The organism is Enterobacter cloacae complex sp. SYL001, assembly GCF_049237025.1.
Taxonomy (GTDB): Bacteria; Pseudomonadota; Gammaproteobacteria; order Enterobacterales; family Enterobacteriaceae; genus Enterobacter; species Enterobacter intestinihominis.
The window spans coordinates 44,000-65,191 of record NZ_JBMKJI010000001.1 but is presented as its reverse complement, the minus strand read 5'-3'; the positions used below and the strand labels follow the sequence as shown (position 1 = coordinate 65,191).

Genomic DNA, 21,192 nt, shown 5'->3' with positions numbered 1-21,192 from the left:
CCCTCATTACGCCGCTTTCGGCTGTTTTTCGTAGAGGAAATGGAGGATCTGCTGGCGCATGTGGTGATAGCGGCTATCGTCCGCCAGCTGCACCCGGTTGCGCGGGCGCGGCAGATCGACGCGCAGGATCTCACCCACGGTGGCCGCCGGGCCGTTGGTCATCATCAGTACGCGGTCAGAGAGCAGTACCGCCTCGTCCACGTCGTGAGTGATGAGCACGATGGTGGTGTTCAGCGCCTGCTGGATCTGCATCACCGAGTCCTGAAGATGGGCACGCGTCAGCGCATCGAGCGCGCCAAACGGCTCATCCATAAGCAGCACTTTCGGCTTCATTGCCAGCGCCCGGGCAATACCGACGCGCTGCTTCATACCGCCGGAGATCTCCCCGGGGCGCTTATGCAGCGCGTGGCCCATCTGCACCCGGTCGAGATTGTGCTCAATCCACTCTTTGCGCTCGGCCTTACTCATGGTGCGTCGGAAGACCTGATCCACCGCCAGCGCCACGTTGTCGAAGCAGGTTAACCACGGCAGCAGCGAATGATTCTGAAACACTACCGCACGCTCAGGCCCCGGCCCGGCGATTTCGCGGTTGTCGCAAATCAGCCCGCCTTCCGTCGGCAGCGTGATCCCGGCGATCAGGTTTAACAGGGTCGACTTGCCGCAGCCGGAGTGACCAATCAGACTGACGGTTTCGCCCTCGTGGATATCAAAAGAGACGTTTTGCAGTGCCAGAAACTCGCCGCTGGCGGTGGAAAAACGCTGGCTCACGGCCTGGACCTGAATTAAAGGTTTCATCTTCACTCCTTATTTTTCCTGCCAGCTAAAGCGACGGGCGATCAGCATCAGCCCCTGCTCCAGCAGCAACCCGACCACGCCAATGATGACGATGGCGATGAGAATGTTTTCGACGTTGAGGTTGTTCCACTCATTCCAGATCCAGAAGCCAATGCCTAAACCTCCGGTGAGCATCTCGGCGGCGACAATCACCAGCCAGGCAATGCCAATGGAGAGACGTACCCCGGTCAACACCGCAGGCAGCACGGCGGGGAAAAGAATGCGGCGCATGATGGTCCACTCTGAGAGTTGCAGCACCCGGGCCACGTTGAGGTAGTCTTGCGGAATACGGCGCACCCCTTCGGCGGTGTTAATGACCATCGGCCAGATGGAGCAGATGAAAATGGTCCAGCTCGACGCGGGCTCCGCTTTCTGGAACAGCAGCAGGCCGATAGGCAGCCAGGCCAGCGGGCTGACCGGACGCAGGAGCGCGATCAGCGGGTTGAACATGCGGGAGAAAAAGGTGAAGCGCCCAATCAAAAAGCCCAGCGGAATGCCCGCCAGCGCCGCCAGACCGAAGCCGATGGCGACGCGCTGCAACGACGCCAGCACGTTCCAGCCAATGCCCATATCGTTTGGCCCGTCGCGATAAAACGGATCGGCAAACAGGGTCATGGCCGAATCGAGCGTGCTGAGCGGCGTCGGGAAACCTTTACTGTTTATCGCCGCCAGCTGCCAGAGCACCACCAGCAGACCGAGACCGAGCAGCGCCGGGATGACGCGCTGTAAAAACTCATTCATCCGACGCGTAAACGCTGGCGCACGACGGCGAACCTGTAGCGGAGGCAGGACAATCACTTCCCCGCTCTCTGACTTCTCTTGTGGTTGCGTATTTTGCAGATGCTGCATACTCAGGCCCCTTTACGGTGAATGGCGAAGTGGTTGGCGTACCCTTCCGGATCGGTGCCGTTCCAGACGGTGCCGTCCATCAGGGTACTGCTGCGATACGGTGATGACGGTGTGGACATGCCGCCCACGGCGGTCGCGGCATCCTGCCAGACCGCGGTCTGGTTAATGCGCTGTGCGATGCCCGCATAATCCGGCGCGGCGTTGAGCAAGCCCCAGCGACGGAACTGGGTTAAGAACCACATGCCGTCGGAGAGATACGGGTAGCTCACGGCACCCTCGTTGAAGAAACGGATCGGGTGCGCATCCTGCCAGCGCTGACCGAGCCCGTTGTCGTATTCGCCGAGCATGCGTCCGGTGAGGTATTGTTCCTTGCAGTTGAGCCATGCGCGGCGCGAGAGGATCTGCGCGGTTTCACGTTTGTTTTCCGCTGACGCCTCGATCCAGCGCGCGGCTTCCATCACGGCGCTCACCAGCGCCCGTGCGGTGTGCGGATTTTTCGCCACCCAGTCGCGTCGGGTGCCGAGGATCTTTTCCGGGTGATCGGCCCAGATGGACTGTGACGTGGCGGCGGTAAACCCGATGCGGTCGTTAATCGCCCGCGCGTTCCACGGCTCGCCGACGCAGAACCCGACCATGTTGCCGATGCGCATGTTCATCACCATCTGTGGCGGCGGGACCACCACAGTGCGCACGTCGTCAAACGGGTTAATGCCCGCACTGGCCAGCCAGTAGTAGAGCCACATAGCGTGTGTCCCCGTCGGGAAGGTATGCGCGAAGGTGTAGGTTCCCGGTGCCTGCTGTATAATCAGCTTTTTCAGCCCGTCGAGATCACGAACGCCCTTCTCCGCCAGATCGCTGGAGAGCGTAATGGCCTGACCGTTCTGGTTGAGAGTCATCAGGTTCGCCATCTGCTGCGGCTTGCCCGCGATACCCAGCTCCAGTCCGTACAGCAGGCCGTAAAGAATGTGTGCGGCGTCCAGCTCCCCTGCCACCAGCTTGTCGCGCACCGCCGCCCAGCTCGCCTCTTTAGTAGGTACAATGGTAATGCCGTGTTTTTTATCGAACCCTTTCAGGGCCGCGATAACCACTGGCGCGCAATCGGTCAGGGGGATAAACCCGATACGCACGGTATCCTGCTCCGGCTTATCTGACCCCGCCGCCCATGCGGCCTGCATGACACCCGGCAACAGCATCGCACCACTCGCCAGCATGCTGGCCTGCAATAAACGCCGTCTCGACAAATTCGCCATAACTGCTCCTGAAAAAAGGCAAAAAAAAGCGCCCGACGGTGCTGAAGCACCGCTGGACGCCTTTATCCCGAAGACGTATGCACCGCCGTTGGCGCATCGTCAAAAATAGTTAATCTGTTAATGCAAAGGTGATGCCAGCTTTTTAACCCCGGCGTTACGGGGTTTCTGCAAGGAGAGCGCTGTTTTACGCACCTCAATCAGGCATAAAATGCCCACTGACTGTGCAACTACTCCCCAGGGGGTATCTTCCACAGATTTTTCACCGTAAGGAGCGCACGGGCGATATCCACCATGCGTTGGTTTTTATCCATCGCCATTTTGCGCAGGGCTGTCCACGCCTGCTCCTCGCTCATGTTCTGATGCGTCATTAGCACGCTTTTGGCTTTGTCGATTGTCTTGCGCTCCTCCAGCGTGTCGCGCAGGGAAGCAAGCTGACGGGAGAGTTGCTCAATTTCACGCGCCTGCTGGCGCACCAGCGGCAGCAGTGGTCTATCCGGAAATCGCGCCAGGATATCGTCGTACTCATCGTCTACGTGCAGGTTTTCGCTATAGCGACGCTCCTCAACTGCCGTCATCAGATCGGCAATGGCTACCTCCTCCAGCGTGCGCAGATGCTCAAGACGCGCGGTTTGCAGGGCAAACCATTTGAGAGCGGTATCGCCATTATCTGCCGGAGGCTGGCGGGTGCACGCTTCACGCCTGAGTTTTTCAGTCTCCAGACCCGGCTGACAGTTGAGGGTAAACGTCTCCTGCACGTCTGGAGTGCAATGGGAGATAAAAACCTCAAAGCAGGCCTGCTGGCCATCAATGCGATCCACCAGCCGCTGGCGAGTTTCATCGTCAAAGAATCCCTGGGTGAAACCAATAGCCCCTAACGCCCGCTCTTGTCCCACAAGTTCTTTGCCCTGCATCAGGCTGTAAAGGGCCACAAATCGGCCCGCGATGTGCGGATCGTCAATGCTGTCGCTGAGTTGAGGTACGATATTGAGCAGATGCCGCAGTATGCGGCTGTAGTGTTCCATCGCCTGCGGCGCGGTGACGCGTTGACCTGTAACGCAATCACGCAGCACCGTCAGCGTTTCAAGGCCGTGCAGTGCACTGGCGATACGTTCGCAGAGGGCGCTGCCCGGCAGCGGTTCGTTAAACAGGAGGTGCAATGCCGCAAGGTTTTCATCCACCAAAGCCCTGCTGGCCTTGCATTCAGGCCCGTACAATTTACCCTGCGAGCAGAGCCAGACATTTGACGCACCGCGTTCGCACTGTAGCATATGCACCAGTCGACTGATGCCGTTCACCAGTGCGCCCAGCTGCGCTAATCTGCCGAGCTGTTCCTCCCGCAGCATTCTTGCACGCTGGAACCATTCGGTCGCGCCAGGCGAACTGCCAGCCACTATCGTCATCGTTTCTCTCTCCGATACATATTCTTCGGTATGAGAAGCAATATTCGTGCCTTTTCAAAGAACAGGAGTCAACATGCAGAAGATTGTGATCGTCGCCAACGGTGCGGCCTACGGCAGTGAATCCCTTTTTAACAGTCTGCGCCTGGCAATCGCGCTGCGCGATAAGGAGAGTGAGCTGGAGCTGCGCCTCTTTTTGATGTCCGATGCCGTCACGGCCGCGCTGAAGGGGCAGAAACCCGCTGAGGGCTACAACATCCAACACATGCTGGAGATCCTGACCGCGCAAAACGTTCCGGTCAAGCTGTGCAAAAACTGTACCGACGGTCGCGGCATTACCGGGCTGCCCCTGATTGATGGCGTGGAAATTGGCACGCTGGTTGAACTGGCTGAATGGACTCTTACCGCTGATAAAGTATTAACTTTTTAATAATAAATCGCTAAAAATATTATTTTCTTATGGACGCGGTTTCAGCATCAAGTTTACCTGCGCCATTGCCGATAGGCATGGAAACAACACAGCAGGTATTACACTTATGTTCAGATCCATTCGCGCCCGCATCATTGCGGCGACGACAGGCTGTATGGTCGTCGCCCTTCTTCTTAATACCATTATCAACTTTCAGGTCACGCGCCAGGATAATCAGCAGTCGCAGCGCGATATACTGACCAGCACCAGCGCCAGCCACAATATGGCGATTGCCGACTGGGTCAAAAGCAAAATGACGGTGATTGCCTCCGCGCAGAGTATCGCGCTGGCTGACGATCCGGTTCCGGTGTTTAAGCAATTAGCCCAGGCGGGCGGCTTCACCAACGTCTACGCAGGCTACGCCAGCAAGACGGCGAAATTCTCCGATCCTGCGGGGGTCCCGGCGGATTATGACCCAACCATTCGTCCCTGGTATCAGCAGGTGGTGAGCACGGACGGCCCGGTTGTGACGGCGCCCTACGTTGATGCCGGGACCGGGAAGCTGGTGGTGACGTTTGCCGTACCGGTGAAGGAGAATGGTACTCTGAAAGCGGTGGTAGCGGGCGATGTCGCCATGGATAGCGTGGTGGCGAATGTGCGCGGGATCCACCCAACGCCTGCCAGCAGCGGGTTGCTCCTGAACAGCGACGGCACGGTTATTGCCGGCAACGAGCCGACCCTGACGCTGAAGCCGTTTACCGGGACGATCAAAGGCATCGACCTTGCGGCGCTGAAGAGCGGTAATCCGGTCGACGGGACGCTGAATGATGAGGAAAAAACCTTTATCGCCTCAGCCGTGCCGGGCACGAACTGGCTGCTGGTCGTCGCCCTCGACAGCAGCGACGCTACCTCCGGCATGCGTTCTTTGCTGAAAGCGTCGGCAATCTCGCTGGTGATTCTGGCGCTTCTGAGCGGCGCCATTGTCCACCTCCTGATAGCCCGCCTGCTTAAGCGCCTGTCCGACATTCGCGACGCGATGCACAGCATTGCCAACGGCACCAACGATCTGTCCCAGCGTCTGCCGGATAGCGGCGATGACGAAGTGGCGCAAATTGCGCAGGCGTTTAACGCCTTCAGCAATAAGCTCTCGGTGGTGATGGTCCAGCTTCGCGACGCCAGCGCCTCAGTGAAAAACGCCGCGCAGGAGATTGCGGCAGGCAATCAGGATCTCTCCGGACGTACCGAGCAGGCCGCGTCCAGCCTGCGTGAGACCGCCAGCGCCGTGGAAGAGATAACCGCCTCCGTCACCCAGTCGAATGAATCGGCCGAAGAAGCCAACGACCAGGCCAGTAAGGCCTCTGCGGCCGCAGCGCGCGGCGGCGAAGTTGTCTCGCAGGCAATCAGCACCATGCAGTCCATCGAAGTGGCTTCTGCAAAGATTGGCGATATCACCAGCGTGATTGACGGCATCGCCTTCCAGACCAACATTCTGGCGCTTAACGCCTCCGTCGAAGCGGCTCGTGCCGGTGAGCAGGGCCGTGGGTTCGCGGTCGTTGCGGGGGAAGTGCGTAATCTGGCCAGCCGCAGCGCTCAGGCGGCGAAAGAGATAAAATCCCTTATTGACTCCACTACCGAAAGCGTTGCAACCGGCTCCCGGTTTGTGCACCTTGCGGGCGACAGCATGGATGAGATCCGCGCCAGCGTCGGGAGCGTGTCTGGCATTATGCGTGAAATATCTATTGCCACCCGCGAGCAGATGAAAGGCATCCATGAAATTAACCACGCGGTGACTCACCTGGATCGCATGGTGCAGCAGAACGCTGAACTCGTTGTACAGTCTGCTGCTGCGGCCAGCGCGCTGCAAAGCCAGGCGGGCGACCTTGCTGAGACCGCTGGCCATTTCCGCATATAATTTTTCCCGGACGCGCGTTAAGCAGGGAAAACGCGCGTCGGCTGAAAGGTTTCAGAAATTTTGTCATTTTTGTTTAATCGTTGCGCCATTTTTTGATCGAAATCAGCATCACCCACCTTCCCCTTTGGTGTTATGCAATGAGTAAATTGTGAACAACATCACGCTCGGGATGGGCAAAAACGACGGGGTATAAAAAATGGCACGAGTTAAAACGAGTCTGAAACTGTTTGGCGGGGATACGGTAGTGGTGCGTTGCTCAGAACGTTGCCGCATCCATCTGATGAGTACAAAAGGGCAAAAGCAATCGCAGGCAGATATCCTTACCGTCCAGGATGATAAGGCCTGGCTGACGGTGCCTTACACCGGCACCTGGGATGTGCTGATCGACAGCCACAGCCAGTCGCTCGAACATTCCGTAAGTTACGTGGCAGCATAACCATAAACGCCCGGCCAGCCGGGCGTATTATCAGGCAAAACCCGGGCGCAGCGTATTGCTGAGCGGGTTCCCTTCCAGCAGCGCTTTAACCTTCACCACCAGCTCACTCAGACAGTCGTCCTGCATACCGAGACGCGTCAGCTCCTGATCGAGCGAGAAAAGGTACTGGGCATTAGTGCCCAGCGGTCCACTGGCGGCGGCAATCAGCGGGGCAATCACCTGGGTTCGGGTGTCGGCTTCATACAGCGGGTGCCGCGGATCCATAATGAACACCAGCGCGTTGACGGTGCGGCCGTCGTCCAGTTCCAGCTTGCACCAGCTGGGCATATAGCAGCCGGTGATCATCTCGCGCTTCCACAGCAGCGTCAGCTCATCTTCCAGCGTGGTATCCGGCAGCCGGTATGCCACGCCCGTGGTGCGCCCGCCCTCTTTTAGTGCAAGCATACGTCCAGGCTGACACGCGCTGCCGCGTCCGGCGGTCAGGCGCAAACAGAAGGCGCGGTGCCAGCCAGGCAGCGTTCCGGTTGCCGATTCAACAAACTCGAGCGCCGGGTTCCACATCAGCGAGCCGTAACCAAAAATCCAGACCGGGCCATCATCCGGGCGGCAGGCCAGCGTTGCCGCAAGCGACGCCGCACGTTGTTCAGCCGACCACAGAAGCGATTCCTCAATAGCACCAAATGCCGTCTTACAATCTGCCTTCATCAAGAAATCACGCGTTAACACATTCCACCTCCGCCACTGCATGCTTCCTTGCGACATCTTTAATGCGCCTTCCCGGCATTCTGTGCTGTTCATTTTAACAGCAGTTGAGCAACGATAAGCAATTCGCGGGCCAGATGCAATACAGCGGCAGTTCAACCGCCTGAAATGTCAAAATGGAGGCAGCGTATTATTCGGCAGCTATTTCTTTTTGTGCCATTTGTCATCATCCCCTTTCTCATAGTCATTTTTTACGGCGGCCCAGGCCACTTTATGCGCCGTCTCTTCACGGCTGGCATCGTCCCGGCGATCTTCTTTATCTTTGTACTGATCCCAGGCGCTGTTAAAGGCTTCTTTATAGATATCCTGAGCGTGGGCAGGCAGTACGTTTTGCACGTTATCCGGTAATTCGCTTTTCGATTTGTATGGCATCGCTAACCTCTCTTTTGGCTAAAAGATAAGTGTGGACGACGATACGCCAGGGTGCCAGCCGACAGCGAGAAATGAACTATTTAAGAGTGCAAGGCATTGTTATTAAATTATTATTTTGTGTAAATGAGGCATTATAAGCTTCAGGAAGAAAAATCCCATTAAAGGGTAAAATTAAGTAAAAAATACAGGGTATTTAACCGTTTTCTGTTAATTTAACACCCTCAAAATCTATCTATAATTACAAGCACCTGCACTGTTGGAGAAACACATGACAGCAACACACGAGGCGGTAAAGACCCGCCACAAGGAGACCTCTCTCATTTTCCCGGTTCTGGCACTGGCTGTGCTGCTCTTCTGGGGAAGCAGTCAGTCATTGCCAGTGGTTGTGGGGATCAATATTCTGGCTCTGGTGGGTATTTTAACCAGTGCATTTAGCGTGGTACGCCATGCGGATGTTTTAGCCCACCGTCTTGGAGAGCCGTATGGGTCATTAATTTTAAGCCTTTCGGTTGTGATTCTTGAGGTCAGTCTAATTTCCGCATTAATGGCCACCGGCGACGCCGCACCAACGTTAATGCGCGATACGCTCTACTCCATCATTATGATTGTTACCGGCGGCCTGGTCGGTTTTTCGCTTTTATTAGGTGGCCGCAAATTTGCCACCCAGTACATGAACCTTTTTGGCATTAAACAGTATCTGATCGCCCTGTTCCCGCTGGCGATTATCGTGCTGGTATTCCCGATGGCATTGCCGGGCGCAAACTTCACCACCGGCCAGGCGCTGCTGGTGGCACTGATTTCCGCGGCGATGTACGGCGTGTTCTTGCTGATCCAGACCAAAACGCACCAGAGCCTGTTTGTTTACGAGCATGAAGACGACGGCGACGATGATGACCCGCATCACGGTAAGCCGTCGGCCCACAGCAGCGCGTGGCACACGGTTTGGCTGATCGTGCATCTGATTGCGGTAATTGCGGTCACCAAGATGAATGCTAACCCGCTGGAGGCGCTGTTAACTGAACTGAACGCGCCGGTCGCCTTTACCGGTTTCCTGGTAGCCCTGTTGATCCTGTCGCCAGAAGGCCTGGGAGCGCTGAAAGCGGTGCTCAATAATCAGGTGCAGCGTGCGATGAATCTGTTCTTTGGCTCCGTTCTGGCGACCATCTCCCTTACCGTTCCGGTGGTAACGCTTATTGCCTTTATGACGGGGAATGAATTGCAGTTTGCGCTGGGTGCACCAGAGATGATTGTGATGGTAGCGTCGCTACTACTGTGCCAGATTTCCTTCTCAACCGGCCGCACCAATGTGCTGAACGGCGCGGCGCATATGGCGCTGTTTATTGCGTATCTGATGACGATATTTGCGTAATTTTTTTGCCGGGTGGCGCTGCGCTTACCCGGCCTACGAAACCCGTAGGCCCGCGCAAGCGTAGCGCCGCCGGGCAAAGAAAAACCCGCCGAAGCGGGTTTTTTTATTAGTTGCTGGTATCCAGCTCGTCGAAGCTCTTCACCAGATCGTCAATCGCTTTAATCTGTTTCAGGAATGGCTCCAGCTTATCCAGCGGCAGCGCGGATGGACCGTCGCATTTCGCGTTAACCGGATCCGGGTGCGCTTCAATGAACAGACCCGCCAGGCCGGTTGCCATACCGGCGCGCGCCAGTTCGGTCACCTGCGCACGACGCCCGCCAGACGCGGCGCCAAACGGGTCGCGACATTGCAGGGAGTGGGTCACGTCGAAAATCACCGGAGACTGGTTAGAGACGTTCTTCATTACGCTGAAGCCCAGCATATCCACAACCAGGTTGTCATAACCGAAGTTTGAACCACGGTCGCACAGGATCACCTGGTCGTTACCACCTTCGATAAACTTATCGACGATGTTACCCATCTGGCCAGGGCTCACGAACTGCGGTTTTTTCACGTTAATCACGGCACCGGTTTTCGCCATCGCTTCTACCAGGTCAGTCTGGCGCGCCAGGAACGCCGGAAGCTGAATCACGTCTACCACATCAGCCACGGGCTGTGCCTGAGACGCTTCGTGCACGTCGGTGATCACTTTCACGCCAAACGTCTGTTTCAGCTCCTGGAAAATCTTCATCCCCTCTTCCAGGCCCGGGCCACGGTAGGAGTGAATGGAGGAGCGGTTGGCTTTGTCAAAAGAGGCTTTAAACACGTACGGGATGCCCAGCTTCTGGGTCACGGTCACGTAGTGTTCGCAGATGCGCATAGCGAGATCGCGGGATTCCAGAACGTTCATACCGCCAAACAGCACGAACGGCAGGTCGTTTGCCACGTTGATATCACCAATGCTAACCACTTTTTGTTTCATAGGATCGCCTTATTCAGGTGTGAATCGGAATTAAGATTAATGCAGTGTAATGTGTTTATGCGCGATCGCGTTGATCTGCGCGCGAATCATTTCGCTGATCGGGTCTTCCGGACATTGCTCGACGAAATAATTCAAATCATTCAGCGCCACGTGCTCGCAGTCGAGCTGCGCATAAATCAGGCCGCGGTCGCGGATTTCGTACGGATCTTCCGGATTGAACTGCAACAGCACTTCGCTTGCGCGTAGGGCCAGCTCCATCTGACGCTCTTCCATCAGCGCAGACTTCAGCGTATCCAACAGCTTGCGGATCACTTCGGCGTTATCGGCTTCATCGAGATCTTCATTGAACAGCTCCGCTATCGGGCTGATGTTGCCTTTCAGCCAGACGTCCAGCGTATGCTCATCCAGCGTGTCGCCGTTAAACGGATTGATTAACCACATCTCACCGTCCAGCCACTCCGCCCGCAAAATCATCTGCGTGGGGAAAATGACCGGCACCAGTGGAATATCCAGTCGGTGCGCAACCCACAGTAAAATGGCGCCCAACGCGACGGCGCTACCCTGTCGATTTTTCAGCACCTGGTCCAGCCACAGTGCGTCAGACAGGCGATACACGCCTCGCGTGTCGCAGAAACCCCATTCGCCGTAGAAAAGCTCAATCAGCTTCTCTAATTGCCAGTCTTGCGGACGTGCCTGATTGATCTCTTCGCGCGCCAGGCTGACCAGATTTTCCAGTTCAGCGTAAACGTACTGTGATGTGAAATCGTCGCGGATCATCTCTGAAATCAGGATCATACCATCGCATAGCGGCACTTTGTTAAATTCGAAATCGGCTAAGGACCTCATGACTTACCCCAGTAACGGTATTCTTGTGGTGGCGAGTTTAATGATGATGTACAGCACCACCAGACCCAGCAGAAAGGCGATAAACCCTGTCTGCTGGCTGCGCGGACGATGACGCCCAAGCGCGATAAAACCCAAAACGATGTAGATGATAACGCCAAACAGCTTTTCAGTCAGCCATAGGCCTTTATCAGTAAATGGCAGATAGCCGGTCTTCCACATTAACCCGGCTCCGGAAAGGAACAGCACTGTGTCGATACCGTGTGGGGCGATACGTACCCAGCGGGCGTTAATCAGCGGATTATTGCTGTAGCGCCACCAGTAGCGGACAATGAAAGAGCCGATGGTCATAGCAACGGAAACCAGGTGAACGGAGATCAGCAGCGTAAACAGGCTCATGACCACTGCCCCAGCGTCAGACGTTCATTGCCGCCGTAATCCCGGCAGGTTTCCACGGCGGCGTATCCGGCACGCGTAAACAGCGCTCGCACCGCCTCTCCCTGCGTCCACCCATGTTCCACCAGCAGCCAGCCACCGGGAAGCAAATGTTGCCGTGACGTTGTCACAATGTGATCGAGATCCGCAAGTCCCTGATTCGCAGCGACCAGCGCGGTCAACGGTTCAAAACGCACGTCGCCCTGCGCGAGATGCGGATCGTCTTCGTCGATGTAGGGCGGATTGCTGACAATCATTTCGAACGTGCGGCTTTCAAGCGCGGCAAACCAGCTGCTTCGCAGAACGGAAACATTGTTCAACCCCAGCCGTTCAACGTTGCGCCGCGCGAGGGCGACCGCATCAGGCATCACGTCTACCGCCGTCACGATACAGTCCGGCCGCTCGCTGGCAAGCGCCAGCGCAATCGCGCCGGTGCCGGTACCCAGATCGAGGATCTGACACGACTGCGCCGGTAACCGCGCCAGCGCCTGCTCCACCAGACACTCGGTGTCCGGGCGCGGGATCAGCGTCGCCGCTGAGACATACAGCGGAAGTGACCAGAACTCGCGCTCACCAACCAGATGCGCCACCGGCTCGCCGGTTTTACGGCGGGCGAGCAGCGCCTCCAGCTGCGATAGCTGTTCAGCTGTCAGTTCGGTTTCGCCGAAAGCCAGCAGATACGTGCGGGCTTTACCCGTCACATGCTCAAGCAGAATTTCGGCGTCCCGCTTCGGGCTTTCACTTTCTGAAAGTTCACGGGCCGCCTCACGTAACCAGCGCTGAAAATCCATTAATCCTGCTCGGACAGCGCCGCCAGCTGGTCGGCCTGGTATTCCTGCACGATAGGCTCAATCAGCATATCGAGCTTGCCTTCCATTGCCTCATCCAGACGGTAGAGCGTCAGGTTGATGCGGTGGTCGGTTACGCGCCCCTGCGGGAAGTTATAGGTGCGGTTACGATCGCTACGGTCGCCGCTGCCCAGCAGGTTACGGCGGGTAGAGGCTTCCGCCTGCTGGCGTTTCGCCATTTCCGCCGCGTGGATACGGGCACCCAGCACGGATAACGCCTTAGCTTTGTTCTTGTGCTGGGATCGCTCGTCCTGACACTCAACCACAATCCCGGTGGGCAGGTGAGTAATACGGATAGCGGAGTCGGTGGTGTTAACGTGCTGACCACCCGCCCCTGAAGAGCGGAAGGTGTCGATGCGCAGATCCGCCGGGTTGATATCCGGCAGTTCCGCTTCCGGCAGCTCGGGCATGACCGCCACCGTACAGGCCGAGGTGTGAATGCGTCCCTGAGATTCTGTCGCAGGCACGCGCTGCACGCGGTGACCGCCGGATTCAAACTTCAGCCGACCATAAACGCCGTCGCCGCTGATTTTGGCGATAACCTCTTTGTAGCCGCCATGCTCGCCTTCGTTGGCGCTCATGATCTCTACGCGCCAGCGGCGTGATTCCGCATAACGGCTGTACATACGGAACAGATCTCCAGCGAACAGCGCCGCTTCGTCGCCGCCGGTACCGGCGCGGACTTCCACAAAAGCGTTACGCTCATCGTCCGGATCTTTTGGCAGCAGAAGGACCTGAAGCTGCTGCTCCATCTCTTCTGACCGTGCTTTAGCGTCCTGCAACTCTTCCTGGGCCATCTCGCGCATTTCAGGATCGTCGAGCATCATCTGCGCGGTTTCGATATCTTCCTGGACCTGTCGCCAGTCGGTAAAGCATTTTGAAACATCACTTAGCTGCGCGTATTCACGCGACAGCGCGCGAAAACGTTCCTGGTCGGCAATGGTCCCGGCATCGCCGAGCAGCGCCTGGACTTCTTCATGGCGCTCGTGCAGAGCTTCCAGTTTAGCGACGATAGAAGGCTTCATAGGCGTAAATGCACCTTGTCTTAGAAAATGGGTATAGGGCGCTATTCCAGCCCGAGGCTGTTGCGCAGAATAGTCAGGCGTTCATCGTCCCCGTCACGGGCAGCCTGCTGAAGAGATTTGGTTGGGGCATGGATCAGGCGGTTGGTCAGTTTCCAGGCTAAATCCTGCATAATCGCCTGCGCGTCGCCGCCCTGTTCAAGGGCCGCTAACGCTTTGGCCGTCAGGTCATCACGCACCTGCTCCGCCTGACCGCGGTATTCGCGGATGGTCTCGCTGACGCTTTGCGCGCGCAGCCAGGCCATAAATTCGCTGGTTTCCTGTTCAACGATGGTTTCCGCCTGCACAGCCGCCGCCTTACGCTGGGCAAGGTTGTGCGAAATGATGCTTTGCAGGTCATCCACGCTGTACAGGTAGGCGTTCGCCAGTTTGCCCACTTCCGGTTCGACATCACGCGGAACGGCGATATCCACCAGCAGCATCGGCTGATTGCGGCGTGATTTCAGCGCACGCTCGACCATCCCTTTCCCGATAATCGGCAGCGGGCTGGCGGTAGAACTGATAATAATGTCCGCCTCTTTCAGACGTTCATCGATGTCGCTCAGCGCAATCACCTCAGCGCCCACTTCATCTGCCAGCACCTGCGCACGTTCGCGGGTGCGGTTGGCGATGATCATCTTCTTCACCTTGTGTTCGCGAAGATGGCGCGCCACCAGCTCGATGGTTTCGCCCGCCCCCACCAGCAGTACGGTGACGGTCGACAGCGATTCAAAGATTTGACGGGCAAGAGTACAGGCCGCGAAAGCAACCGAAACCGCACTGGCGCCAATGTCGGTTTCGGTTCGCACACGCTTCGCCACGGAGAATGACTTCTGGAACATTCGCTCCAGTTCGCTGGCTTTCAGATGCCCTTTCTGGGAATCCGCGAAGGCTTTTTTCACCTGGCCGAGGATCTGCGGCTCGCCCAGCACCAGCGAATCCAGACCGCTGGCCACACGCATCAGATGGCTGACCGCATCGTTATCCTGATGCCAGTACAGGCTGTTGCGCAGCTCTTCTTCGTTGAGGTTGTGATAGTCACATAGCCAGCGGATCAGCGCCTCGTGCAGGTTGTCCTGCTCTTCCACGCTTAAATAGAGCTCGGTACGGTTGCACGTCGACAGCACCACGCCACCCTGCACCATCGGCTGTGCAAGCAGGCTATCCAGCGCCAGGTCGAGCGTATCCGGCGAAAACGTAACGCGTTCTCGCAGTGAAACCGGGGCCGTTTTGTGGTTAATACCGAGTGCTAATAGGGTCATGTTGAGCGGGAGTAGTACCAGCGTTAATAAGGTTAGCAGGACGCATCATACAGGATGCGCGAGATCAATAAAAGAGACTGCCCCCTTTCGGAGTAATAGCTTACGCCGCGCTTTGAGATAATTTGAACGTAGACGGTGGCACCCTTCAACGCTAGCATTAACAGTTATAACTGCAACGTATCTCAAGGATTTGTCATCATTATGACCCGAATGATTCGCCTGCTGCCTCTGGCGGCCCTGGTTCTGACCGCCTGTTCCGTTCATCAGCCGAAGGGCCCGGGCAAAAGCCCCGACTCACCGCAGTGGCGTCAGCACCAGCAGGATGTGCTGAAATTAAGCCAGTACCAGACCCGCGGTGCATTTGCATATCTCTCTGACGAACAAAAAGTTTATGCTCGCTTCTTCTGGCAGCAAACGGGGCAGGACAACTATCGCCTGCTGCTGCTCAACCCGCTGGGCAGCACCGAGCTGGAGCTTAACGCGAAGCCTGGCGAAGCGCAGATCACCGATAACAAAGGCCAGCACTACACCGCGACCGACGCCGAAGAGATGATTGGCAAGCTGACCGGGATGCCGATTCCGCTCAATAGTCTGCGCCAGTGGATCCTTGGCCTGCCGGGTGACGCCACCGACTATACGCTTGATGACCAATACCGTCTGAGCCAGGTTAACTACACCCAGGGCGGTAAAACCTGGAAAGTGGTGTACAGCGCGTATGACAGCAAGACGCAACCATCGCTGCCGTCCAATATGGAGCTGACGCAGGGTAGCCAGCGTATCAAGCTGAAAATGGATAACTGGATCGTTAAATGATGACCCACTGGCCCTCTCCCGCAAAACTGAACCTGTTTCTCTACATTACCGGGCAGCGCGCTGACGGCTATCACACCCTGCAAACCCTGTTTCAGTTTGTCGACTACGGCGACACGATCTCAATCGAACCGCGTCAGGACGGGCAGATTTGCCTGCTGACGCCAGTCGACGGCGTGGCGCATGACGATAACCTGATCGTGCGCGCTGCCCGCCTGCTGATGAAAACGGCGTCGTCGTCGGGTCGTCTGCCAGCGGGAAGCGGTGCGGATATCCGTATCGACAAACGCCTGCCGATGGGCGGCGGTCTTGGCGGCGGTTCGTCAAATGCTGCAACCGTTTTGGTGGCGCTTAACCATCTGTGGGGCTGCGGTCTGACAACGGACGAGCTGGCAGCGTTAGGGTTGACGCTGGGCGCCGATGTACCAGTGTTTGTGCGCGGCCACGCGGCGTTTGCTGAAGGGGTGGGCGAAATCCTCACGCCGGTCGATCCGCCGGAAAAATGGTATCTGATCGTTCACCCTGGCGTGAGCATTCCTACCCCGGTCATCTTTAAAGATCCTGACCTGAAAAGAAATACCCCGGTACGGTCAATAAAAACGTTATTAAATTGTGAATTCAGCAACGATTGCGAGGATATCGCAAGAAAACGTTTTCGCGAGGTTGATGCGGTGCTTTCCTGGCTGTTAGAATACGCGCCGTCGCGCCTGACCGGTACAGGGGCCTGTGTCTTTGCTGAATTTGACACCGAATCCGCCGCCCGTCAGGTGCTTGAGCAAGCGCCGGATTGGCTGCATGGTTTTGTAGCACGCGGGATGAACACCTCCCCCCTACAGCAGGCCATTCTGGCGCAGACTGAGTTTCGGTGACAACGTCACCCTGTTCCAGACGTTGCATCGCGCTCTTTAATACACCGCCTGGATAGCGTTTGCTTAGGCCCCGCAGTTTGCGGCGAACGCTATCCACCACTGGACGCATGCCTGAGGTTCTTCTCGTGCCTGATATGAAGCTTTTTGCTGGTAACGCCACCCCGGAACTAGCACAACGTATTGCCAACCGCCTGTACACTTCCCTCGGCGACGCCGCTGTAGGTCGCTTTAGCGACGGCGAAGTCAGCGTACAAATTAACGAAAATGTACGCGGTGGTGATATTTTCATCATCCAGTCCACCTGTGCTCCAACGAACGACAACCTGATGGAATTGGTTGTTATGGTCGACGCGCTGCGTCGCGCTTCTGCTGGCCGTATCACTGCTGTTATTCCTTACTTTGGCTATGCACGTCAGGACCGTCGCGTCCGTTCCGCGCGTGTGCCAATCACCGCTAAAGTTGTCGCAGACTTCCTCTCCAGCGTCGGCGTTGACCGCGTACTGACGGTCGACCTGCACGCAGAGCAGATCCAGGGCTTCTTCGACGTGCCGGTTGATAACGTTTTCGGCAGCCCAATCCTGCTGGAAGACATGCTGCAACTGAATCTGGACAACCCGATTGTGGTTTCTCCAGACATCGGCGGCGTGGTACGTGCTCGAGCTATCGCGAAGCTGCTGAACGATACCGACATGGCGATCATCGACAAACGCCGTCCGCGTGCTAACGTTTCTCAGGTGATGCACATCATCGGTGACGTGGCTGGCCGCGACTGCGTGTTGGTGGACGACATGATCGATACCGGCGGTACGCTGTGTAAAGCCGCTGAAGCGCTGAAAGAGCGTGGTGCGAAACGCGTATTCGCTTACGCAACTCACCCGATCTTCTCCGGCAATGCGGTAAACAACCTGCGTAACTCCGTCATCGACGAAGTTGTGGTGTGCGATACCATCCCGCTGAGCGACGAGATCAAAGCGCTGCCAAACGTGCGTACGTTGACTCTGTCCGGGATGCTGGCCGAAGCGATTCGTCGTATCAGCAACGAAGAATCGATCTCCGCAATGTTCGAACACTGATCGAACACGGCCAAAAAACCCGCTACGGCGGGTTTTTTTGTTTATAGTATTTATTTGTATGACTTATGCCTCCTTCACCTGCCATTCATATGACAGATGATGCGCACACGGATGATAGATAATTGTGAAAAACGTAACCTCCTCACATGTTCTGCCCTTTCGCGCCCTCATCGACGCCTGCTGGAAAGAGAAATACACGTCGTCACGCTTTGTTCGTGACCTGATAGCCGGGATCACCGTCGGGATTATTGCCATCCCGCTGGCGATGGCACTGGCGATTGGTAGCGGCGTCGCGCCGCAGTACGGGCTGTACACCTCAGCCGTTGCGGGGATTGTGATTGCGCTGACGGGCGGGTCCCGCTTCAGCGTCTCCGGCCCAACTGCCGCCTTTGTGGTGATCCTCTACCCGGTTTCCCAACAGTTTGGTCTGGCAGGCCTGCTGGTTGCCACCCTGATGTCCGGCATCTTTTTAATTCTGTTCGGTCTGGCCCGCTTTGGTCGCCTGATTGAATATATTCCCCTTTCCGTGACGCTGGGGTTCACCTCGGGGATTGGGATTACCATCGGGACCATGCAGATTAAGGATTTCCTCGGCCTGCAAATGGCCCATGTTCCGGAGCACTACTTACAGAAAGTGGGCGCGCTGTTTATGGCGTTGCCGACGGCCAACCTGGGCGATGCAGCCATTGGCATCGTTACCCTCGGCACACTCATCGTCTGGCCTCGCTTAGGCATTCGTCTCCCGGGGCATCTCCCCGCTCTGCTGCTGGGCTGCGCGGTGATGGGCGTCGTCAACCTGCTCGGTGGACAGGTCGCCACCATTGGCTCCCAGTTCCACTATGTTCTGGCGGATGGCTCACAGGGTAACGGTATTCCGCAGCTGCTGCCGCAGCTGGTTCTGCCGTGGGACATGCCGGGCTCCAGCTTCACCCTGAGCTGGGATTCCCTTCGCGCTCTGCTGCCTGCCGCGTTCTCCATGGCAATGCTGGGCGCGATTGAATCCCTGCTCTGCGCCGTCGTGCTCGACGGCATGACCGGCACTAAGCACAAAGCCAACAGCGAACTGGTCGGTCAGGGCTTAGGGAACATCGTTGCACCGTTCTTCGGCGGTATTACGGCTACGGCTGCGATTGCCCGTTCCGCCGCGAACGTACGTGCGGGCGCGACATCACCGGTTTCAGCGGTCATTCATTCCCTGTTGGTGATCATGGCGCTGCTGATCCTTGCCCCGCTGCTTTCATGGCTTCCACTCTCGGCCATGGCTGCGCTGCTGTTGATGGTGGCCTGGAATATGAGTGAGGCGCATAAGGTGGTGAATCTGCTGCGCCGTGCGCCGAAAGATGACATCATCGTGATGCTGATCTGCATGTCGCTGACCGTGCTGTTTGATATGGTTATCGCTATCAGCGTCGGCATAGTGCTGGCCTCGCTGCTGTTTATGCGCCGCATCGCGCAGATGACGCGTCTCTCCCCGGTTAACGTTGAGGTGCCTGACGATGTGCTAGTGTTGCGCGTGATTGGCCCGCTGTTCTTCGCCGCGGCGGAAGGTTTGTTCAGCGATCTGGCGTCCCGCATCGCGGGCAAACGGATTGTGGTGCTGAAGTGGGATGCCGTCCCGGTGCTGGATGCCGGCGGTCTGGATGCCTTCCAGCGCTTTATTGCCCGCCTGCCGGAAGGCTGCGAGCTGCGGATCAGTAACCTCGAATTCCAGCCCCTGCGTACCATGGCGCGCGCGGGCGTGCAGCCGATCCCTGGCCGATTGTCCTTCTACCCTAACCGTGAAGCTGCATTAGCGGATCTGTGAGTCATCTGATGCAGAGACACGTCTTTGCATCATCACCCCGATCGCCTGCTGGAGCCATTCAAGCACGGCAGGCGTCATCCACGTACCTTTCATCAGATGCGGCTCCTGCTGCATGGCGAGACGAAATTTTTGCTGGGTCTGCGGGTTTGTTCCCGCATAGGACTGGAATAAAACCAGCCACTTTTCTGCCAGCTTTTGCGCATCGTCAGAAGCGGGACTGAGATTATCCCGCTGCGCCTGATGCAGCTTCGCCACCAGCGGCGGCCACTCCATCATCCGGTCAAAGTAGTGCGCCCGGGTAAAGGCCATCTCTTCGGCAGTGAGATATTGCTCCCAGATGCTGAGCTTTGATTCGGCAAACGCCCGCGTGATGTAATCCGTAATCTCCGGCGTAATGCCGGTTTGCTCCTGCATCTGCGGCTCCCCGCTGTGCATTTCGTTCAGACGGGTCAAAAATTCCGGTTTGCCTGCGGTATCCTGTTCCAGGCGTTCCATCCACCGTGAAGCCAAATCGGTCGCCCGCGCGTCCGTGACGCTGACGTTCTGTTCCAGCAAGTGTTTAACCTCCGTCACCAGACCCGACCAGATATCCGCCAGCGCCTCTTTCTCTACCGCAAACGGCAGTTGCTGCAACTCTTCTTTGCTAAACCAGCGATCGTACATATTCATTAACTCCAGAGTCTGTAGCCAGGATTCCAGATCCGGCGTCGCATCGTCGGTCAGCCCGGTACGCAATTCCACCAGCCGGTTGCGCAGCGTATGGATGCTACGCAGTTGCTTGTCCAGCAAAGTGATTTGCCCGTCGAGTAATTCCGCTAATGACAGCGAACGCTGTTCCAGAAAATCCCTGATTTCGGCAAGCTCCAGCCCGGCTTTTGCCAGCGTCTGGATCATATGCAGACGCTGCACATCCGCCAGGTTATAAAGCCGGTAGCCTGCCGCGCTTCTGGCAGAAGGTAACAACAGCCCTGTTTGCTCGTAGTGATGCAAAGTCCGCACGGTGATCCCAGCACGTTTCGCCAGTTCACCCACCTGAATCAACATAACGGCTCCTTTTGTTCTGCCAGTGTTGCTACTCTGAAGCCTTACGTTACGTGAGGGTCAATGCGTCATGCAAAAAAAAACGACTTCAGATGAAGTCGTTTCGGTGTTCTTTATGGGGCACTAGCCGTGCTTATGCTGGTCGCGGCGGCATCGTTTATCGTAATGGCGCACCCACCAGTATTTATCGCAGACTTCCTCATGTCCGCTCACGCGCGCCCCGGCGAGCCACAATACCGCACCGAGGAAGATACTCAGCACCGCGCCATGCGCAAAGTATTGTGGGAGGTCAAGCTGCGGTAATTGGTTTAAAATTGAATAACCGACACCGGCGACCATCACGAACAGTCCCAACCCCATTAGCACGTTACCGAGCATTGAAGCGTTTTTGCGTTTCATATGTCACCTCCGGAACTTTGGGTTGTCAGGGGAAAAACCCCTTCTCCTTGTGTGTAAAGTATAGACAACGCCACTTATATGAGTTGCGTGAATGATCACATTTACAGATAACTCCCGGACAAAAATTTACAAATAAGACATTGAACAGCTTGAAATTCTAATTGTTCAAAGAAGAAATTATTCGCATTTCGGTGTA

General features: G+C 56.7%; 22 protein-coding genes. 8 read left to right on the top strand and 14 right to left on the bottom strand.

What is annotated here, in order from left to right; all coding sequences use genetic code 11:
- Positions 1 to 6: 6 nt before the first annotated feature.
- The 4 genes from ACOTZP_RS00295 to nasR all read right to left on the bottom strand — a co-directional run bounded on the left by ACOTZP_RS00295 (position 7) and on the right by nasR (position 4,333).
- The gene (locus ACOTZP_RS00295; RefSeq protein WP_042715167.1) at positions 7 to 795 is read right to left on the bottom strand and encodes an ABC transporter ATP-binding protein; all 789 of its coding nucleotides are present in this window, start codon (positions 793 to 795) and stop codon (positions 7 to 9) included.
- Between the two features lie 9 nt (positions 796 to 804).
- On the bottom strand, positions 805 to 1,683 hold the full coding sequence (gene ntrB / locus ACOTZP_RS00290; protein ID WP_022648369.1) for a nitrate ABC transporter permease: 879 nt from the start codon (positions 1,681 to 1,683) through the stop codon (positions 805 to 807).
- Between the two features lie 2 nt (positions 1,684 to 1,685).
- The gene (locus ACOTZP_RS00285; protein WP_271074650.1) at positions 1,686 to 2,933 is read right to left on the bottom strand and encodes a CmpA/NrtA family ABC transporter substrate-binding protein; all 1,248 of its coding nucleotides are present in this window, start codon (positions 2,931 to 2,933) and stop codon (positions 1,686 to 1,688) included.
- Between the two features lie 227 nt (positions 2,934 to 3,160).
- On the bottom strand, positions 3,161 to 4,333 hold the full coding sequence (gene nasR / locus ACOTZP_RS00280; protein ID WP_271074649.1) for a nitrate regulatory protein NasR: 1,173 nt from the start codon (positions 4,331 to 4,333) through the stop codon (positions 3,161 to 3,163).
- A gap of 73 nt (positions 4,334 to 4,406) precedes the next feature.
- Between nasR and ACOTZP_RS00275 the strand changes: the two genes are divergently transcribed.
- From ACOTZP_RS00275 to ACOTZP_RS00265, 3 genes are all read left to right on the top strand, one after another.
- A complete protein-coding gene (locus ACOTZP_RS00275; protein WP_421633575.1) occupies positions 4,407 to 4,760 on the top strand; it encodes a DsrE/DsrF/TusD sulfur relay family protein in 354 nt (117 codons plus the stop codon).
- Between the two features lie 106 nt (positions 4,761 to 4,866).
- Positions 4,867 to 6,651 carry a methyl-accepting chemotaxis protein gene (locus ACOTZP_RS00270; protein WP_421633574.1) on the top strand — a complete coding sequence of 595 codons (1,785 nt, stop codon included), beginning with the start codon at positions 4,867 to 4,869 and terminating at the stop codon, positions 6,649 to 6,651.
- A gap of 196 nt (positions 6,652 to 6,847) precedes the next feature.
- A complete protein-coding gene (locus tag ACOTZP_RS00265; protein ID WP_015570352.1) occupies positions 6,848 to 7,087 on the top strand; it encodes a hypothetical protein in 240 nt (79 codons plus the stop codon).
- A gap of 30 nt (positions 7,088 to 7,117) precedes the next feature.
- On the opposite strand, the gene ACOTZP_RS00260 is transcribed toward ACOTZP_RS00265, so the two are convergent.
- Entirely contained in the window at positions 7,118 to 7,813 is a 696-nt protein-coding gene (locus ACOTZP_RS00260) for a gamma-glutamylcyclotransferase (protein WP_017384255.1), read from the bottom strand.
- A 177-nt stretch (positions 7,814 to 7,990) separates the two neighbouring features.
- Positions 7,991 to 8,221, bottom strand: coding sequence for a putative cation transport regulator ChaB (gene chaB / locus ACOTZP_RS00255; RefSeq protein WP_003856674.1), 231 nt, complete (start codon positions 8,219 to 8,221; stop codon positions 7,991 to 7,993).
- 268 nt (positions 8,222 to 8,489) lie between these two features.
- Here chaB and chaA point away from each other — a divergent pair, with 268 nt between their 5' ends.
- Positions 8,490 to 9,590: a sodium-potassium/proton antiporter ChaA gene (gene chaA / locus ACOTZP_RS00250; protein ID WP_003856672.1), complete on the top strand. Its 1,101-nt coding sequence runs from the start codon at positions 8,490 to 8,492 to the stop codon at positions 9,588 to 9,590.
- Positions 9,591 to 9,696: 106 nt separating this feature from the next.
- On the opposite strand, the gene kdsA is transcribed toward chaA, so the two are convergent.
- From kdsA to hemA, 6 genes are read right to left on the bottom strand one after another with little or no spacing between them, the layout of a single operon-like run.
- Entirely contained in the window at positions 9,697 to 10,551 is an 855-nt protein-coding gene (kdsA, locus tag ACOTZP_RS00245; RefSeq protein ID WP_022648375.1) for a 3-deoxy-8-phosphooctulonate synthase, read from the bottom strand.
- Positions 10,552 to 10,587: 36 nt separating this feature from the next.
- On the bottom strand, positions 10,588 to 11,397 hold the full coding sequence (sirB1, locus tag ACOTZP_RS00240; protein WP_022648376.1) for an invasion regulator SirB1: 810 nt from the start codon (positions 11,395 to 11,397) through the stop codon (positions 10,588 to 10,590).
- A gap of 3 nt (positions 11,398 to 11,400) precedes the next feature.
- Positions 11,401 to 11,793, bottom strand: a complete 393-nt coding sequence (gene sirB2, locus ACOTZP_RS00235) for an invasion regulator SirB2 (RefSeq protein ID WP_421633573.1) — start codon at positions 11,791 to 11,793, stop codon at positions 11,401 to 11,403.
- Positions 11,790 to 12,620: a peptide chain release factor N(5)-glutamine methyltransferase gene (gene prmC, locus ACOTZP_RS00230; protein WP_032624094.1), complete on the bottom strand. Its 831-nt coding sequence runs from the start codon at positions 12,618 to 12,620 to the stop codon at positions 11,790 to 11,792. The genes sirB2 and prmC overlap by 4 nt, the downstream gene beginning before the upstream one ends.
- Positions 12,620 to 13,702 carry a peptide chain release factor 1 gene (prfA, locus tag ACOTZP_RS00225; RefSeq protein WP_003856667.1) on the bottom strand — a complete coding sequence of 361 codons (1,083 nt, stop codon included), beginning with the start codon at positions 13,700 to 13,702 and terminating at the stop codon, positions 12,620 to 12,622. The genes prmC and prfA overlap by 1 nt, the downstream gene beginning before the upstream one ends.
- Before the next feature lie 41 nt (positions 13,703 to 13,743).
- Positions 13,744 to 15,000, bottom strand: a complete 1,257-nt coding sequence (hemA, locus tag ACOTZP_RS00220; RefSeq protein ID WP_003856666.1) for a glutamyl-tRNA reductase — start codon at positions 14,998 to 15,000, stop codon at positions 13,744 to 13,746.
- A gap of 201 nt (positions 15,001 to 15,201) precedes the next feature.
- Here hemA and lolB point away from each other — a divergent pair, with 201 nt between their 5' ends.
- From lolB to dauA, 4 genes are all read left to right on the top strand, one after another.
- Positions 15,202 to 15,813 (top strand): lipoprotein insertase outer membrane protein LolB, encoded by a 612-nt coding sequence (gene lolB, locus ACOTZP_RS00215; RefSeq protein WP_003856665.1) that lies wholly within the window; start codon positions 15,202 to 15,204, stop codon positions 15,811 to 15,813.
- A complete protein-coding gene (gene ispE / locus ACOTZP_RS00210) occupies positions 15,810 to 16,679 on the top strand; it encodes a 4-(cytidine 5'-diphospho)-2-C-methyl-D-erythritol kinase (protein ID WP_032624093.1) in 870 nt (289 codons plus the stop codon). Before lolB ends, ispE begins: the two co-directional genes overlap by 4 nt.
- Before the next feature lie 125 nt (positions 16,680 to 16,804).
- Positions 16,805 to 17,752, top strand: a complete 948-nt coding sequence (gene prs / locus ACOTZP_RS00205; protein WP_003856663.1) for a ribose-phosphate diphosphokinase — start codon at positions 16,805 to 16,807, stop codon at positions 17,750 to 17,752.
- A gap of 124 nt (positions 17,753 to 17,876) precedes the next feature.
- A complete protein-coding gene (gene dauA / locus ACOTZP_RS00200; protein WP_038416189.1) occupies positions 17,877 to 19,556 on the top strand; it encodes a C4-dicarboxylic acid transporter DauA in 1,680 nt (559 codons plus the stop codon).
- Here dauA and ACOTZP_RS00195 read toward each other — a convergent pair.
- Together ACOTZP_RS00195 and ychH are read right to left on the bottom strand one after the other, a co-directional pair.
- Positions 19,542 to 20,600: a MerR family transcriptional regulator gene (locus ACOTZP_RS00195; RefSeq protein ID WP_045621913.1), complete on the bottom strand. Its 1,059-nt coding sequence runs from the start codon at positions 20,598 to 20,600 to the stop codon at positions 19,542 to 19,544. The genes dauA and ACOTZP_RS00195 overlap by 15 nt on opposite strands.
- A 120-nt stretch (positions 20,601 to 20,720) precedes the next feature.
- A complete protein-coding gene (gene ychH / locus ACOTZP_RS00190) occupies positions 20,721 to 20,996 on the bottom strand; it encodes a stress-induced protein YchH (protein ID WP_022648382.1) in 276 nt (91 codons plus the stop codon).
- Between the last annotated feature and the right edge of the window lie 196 nt (positions 20,997 to 21,192).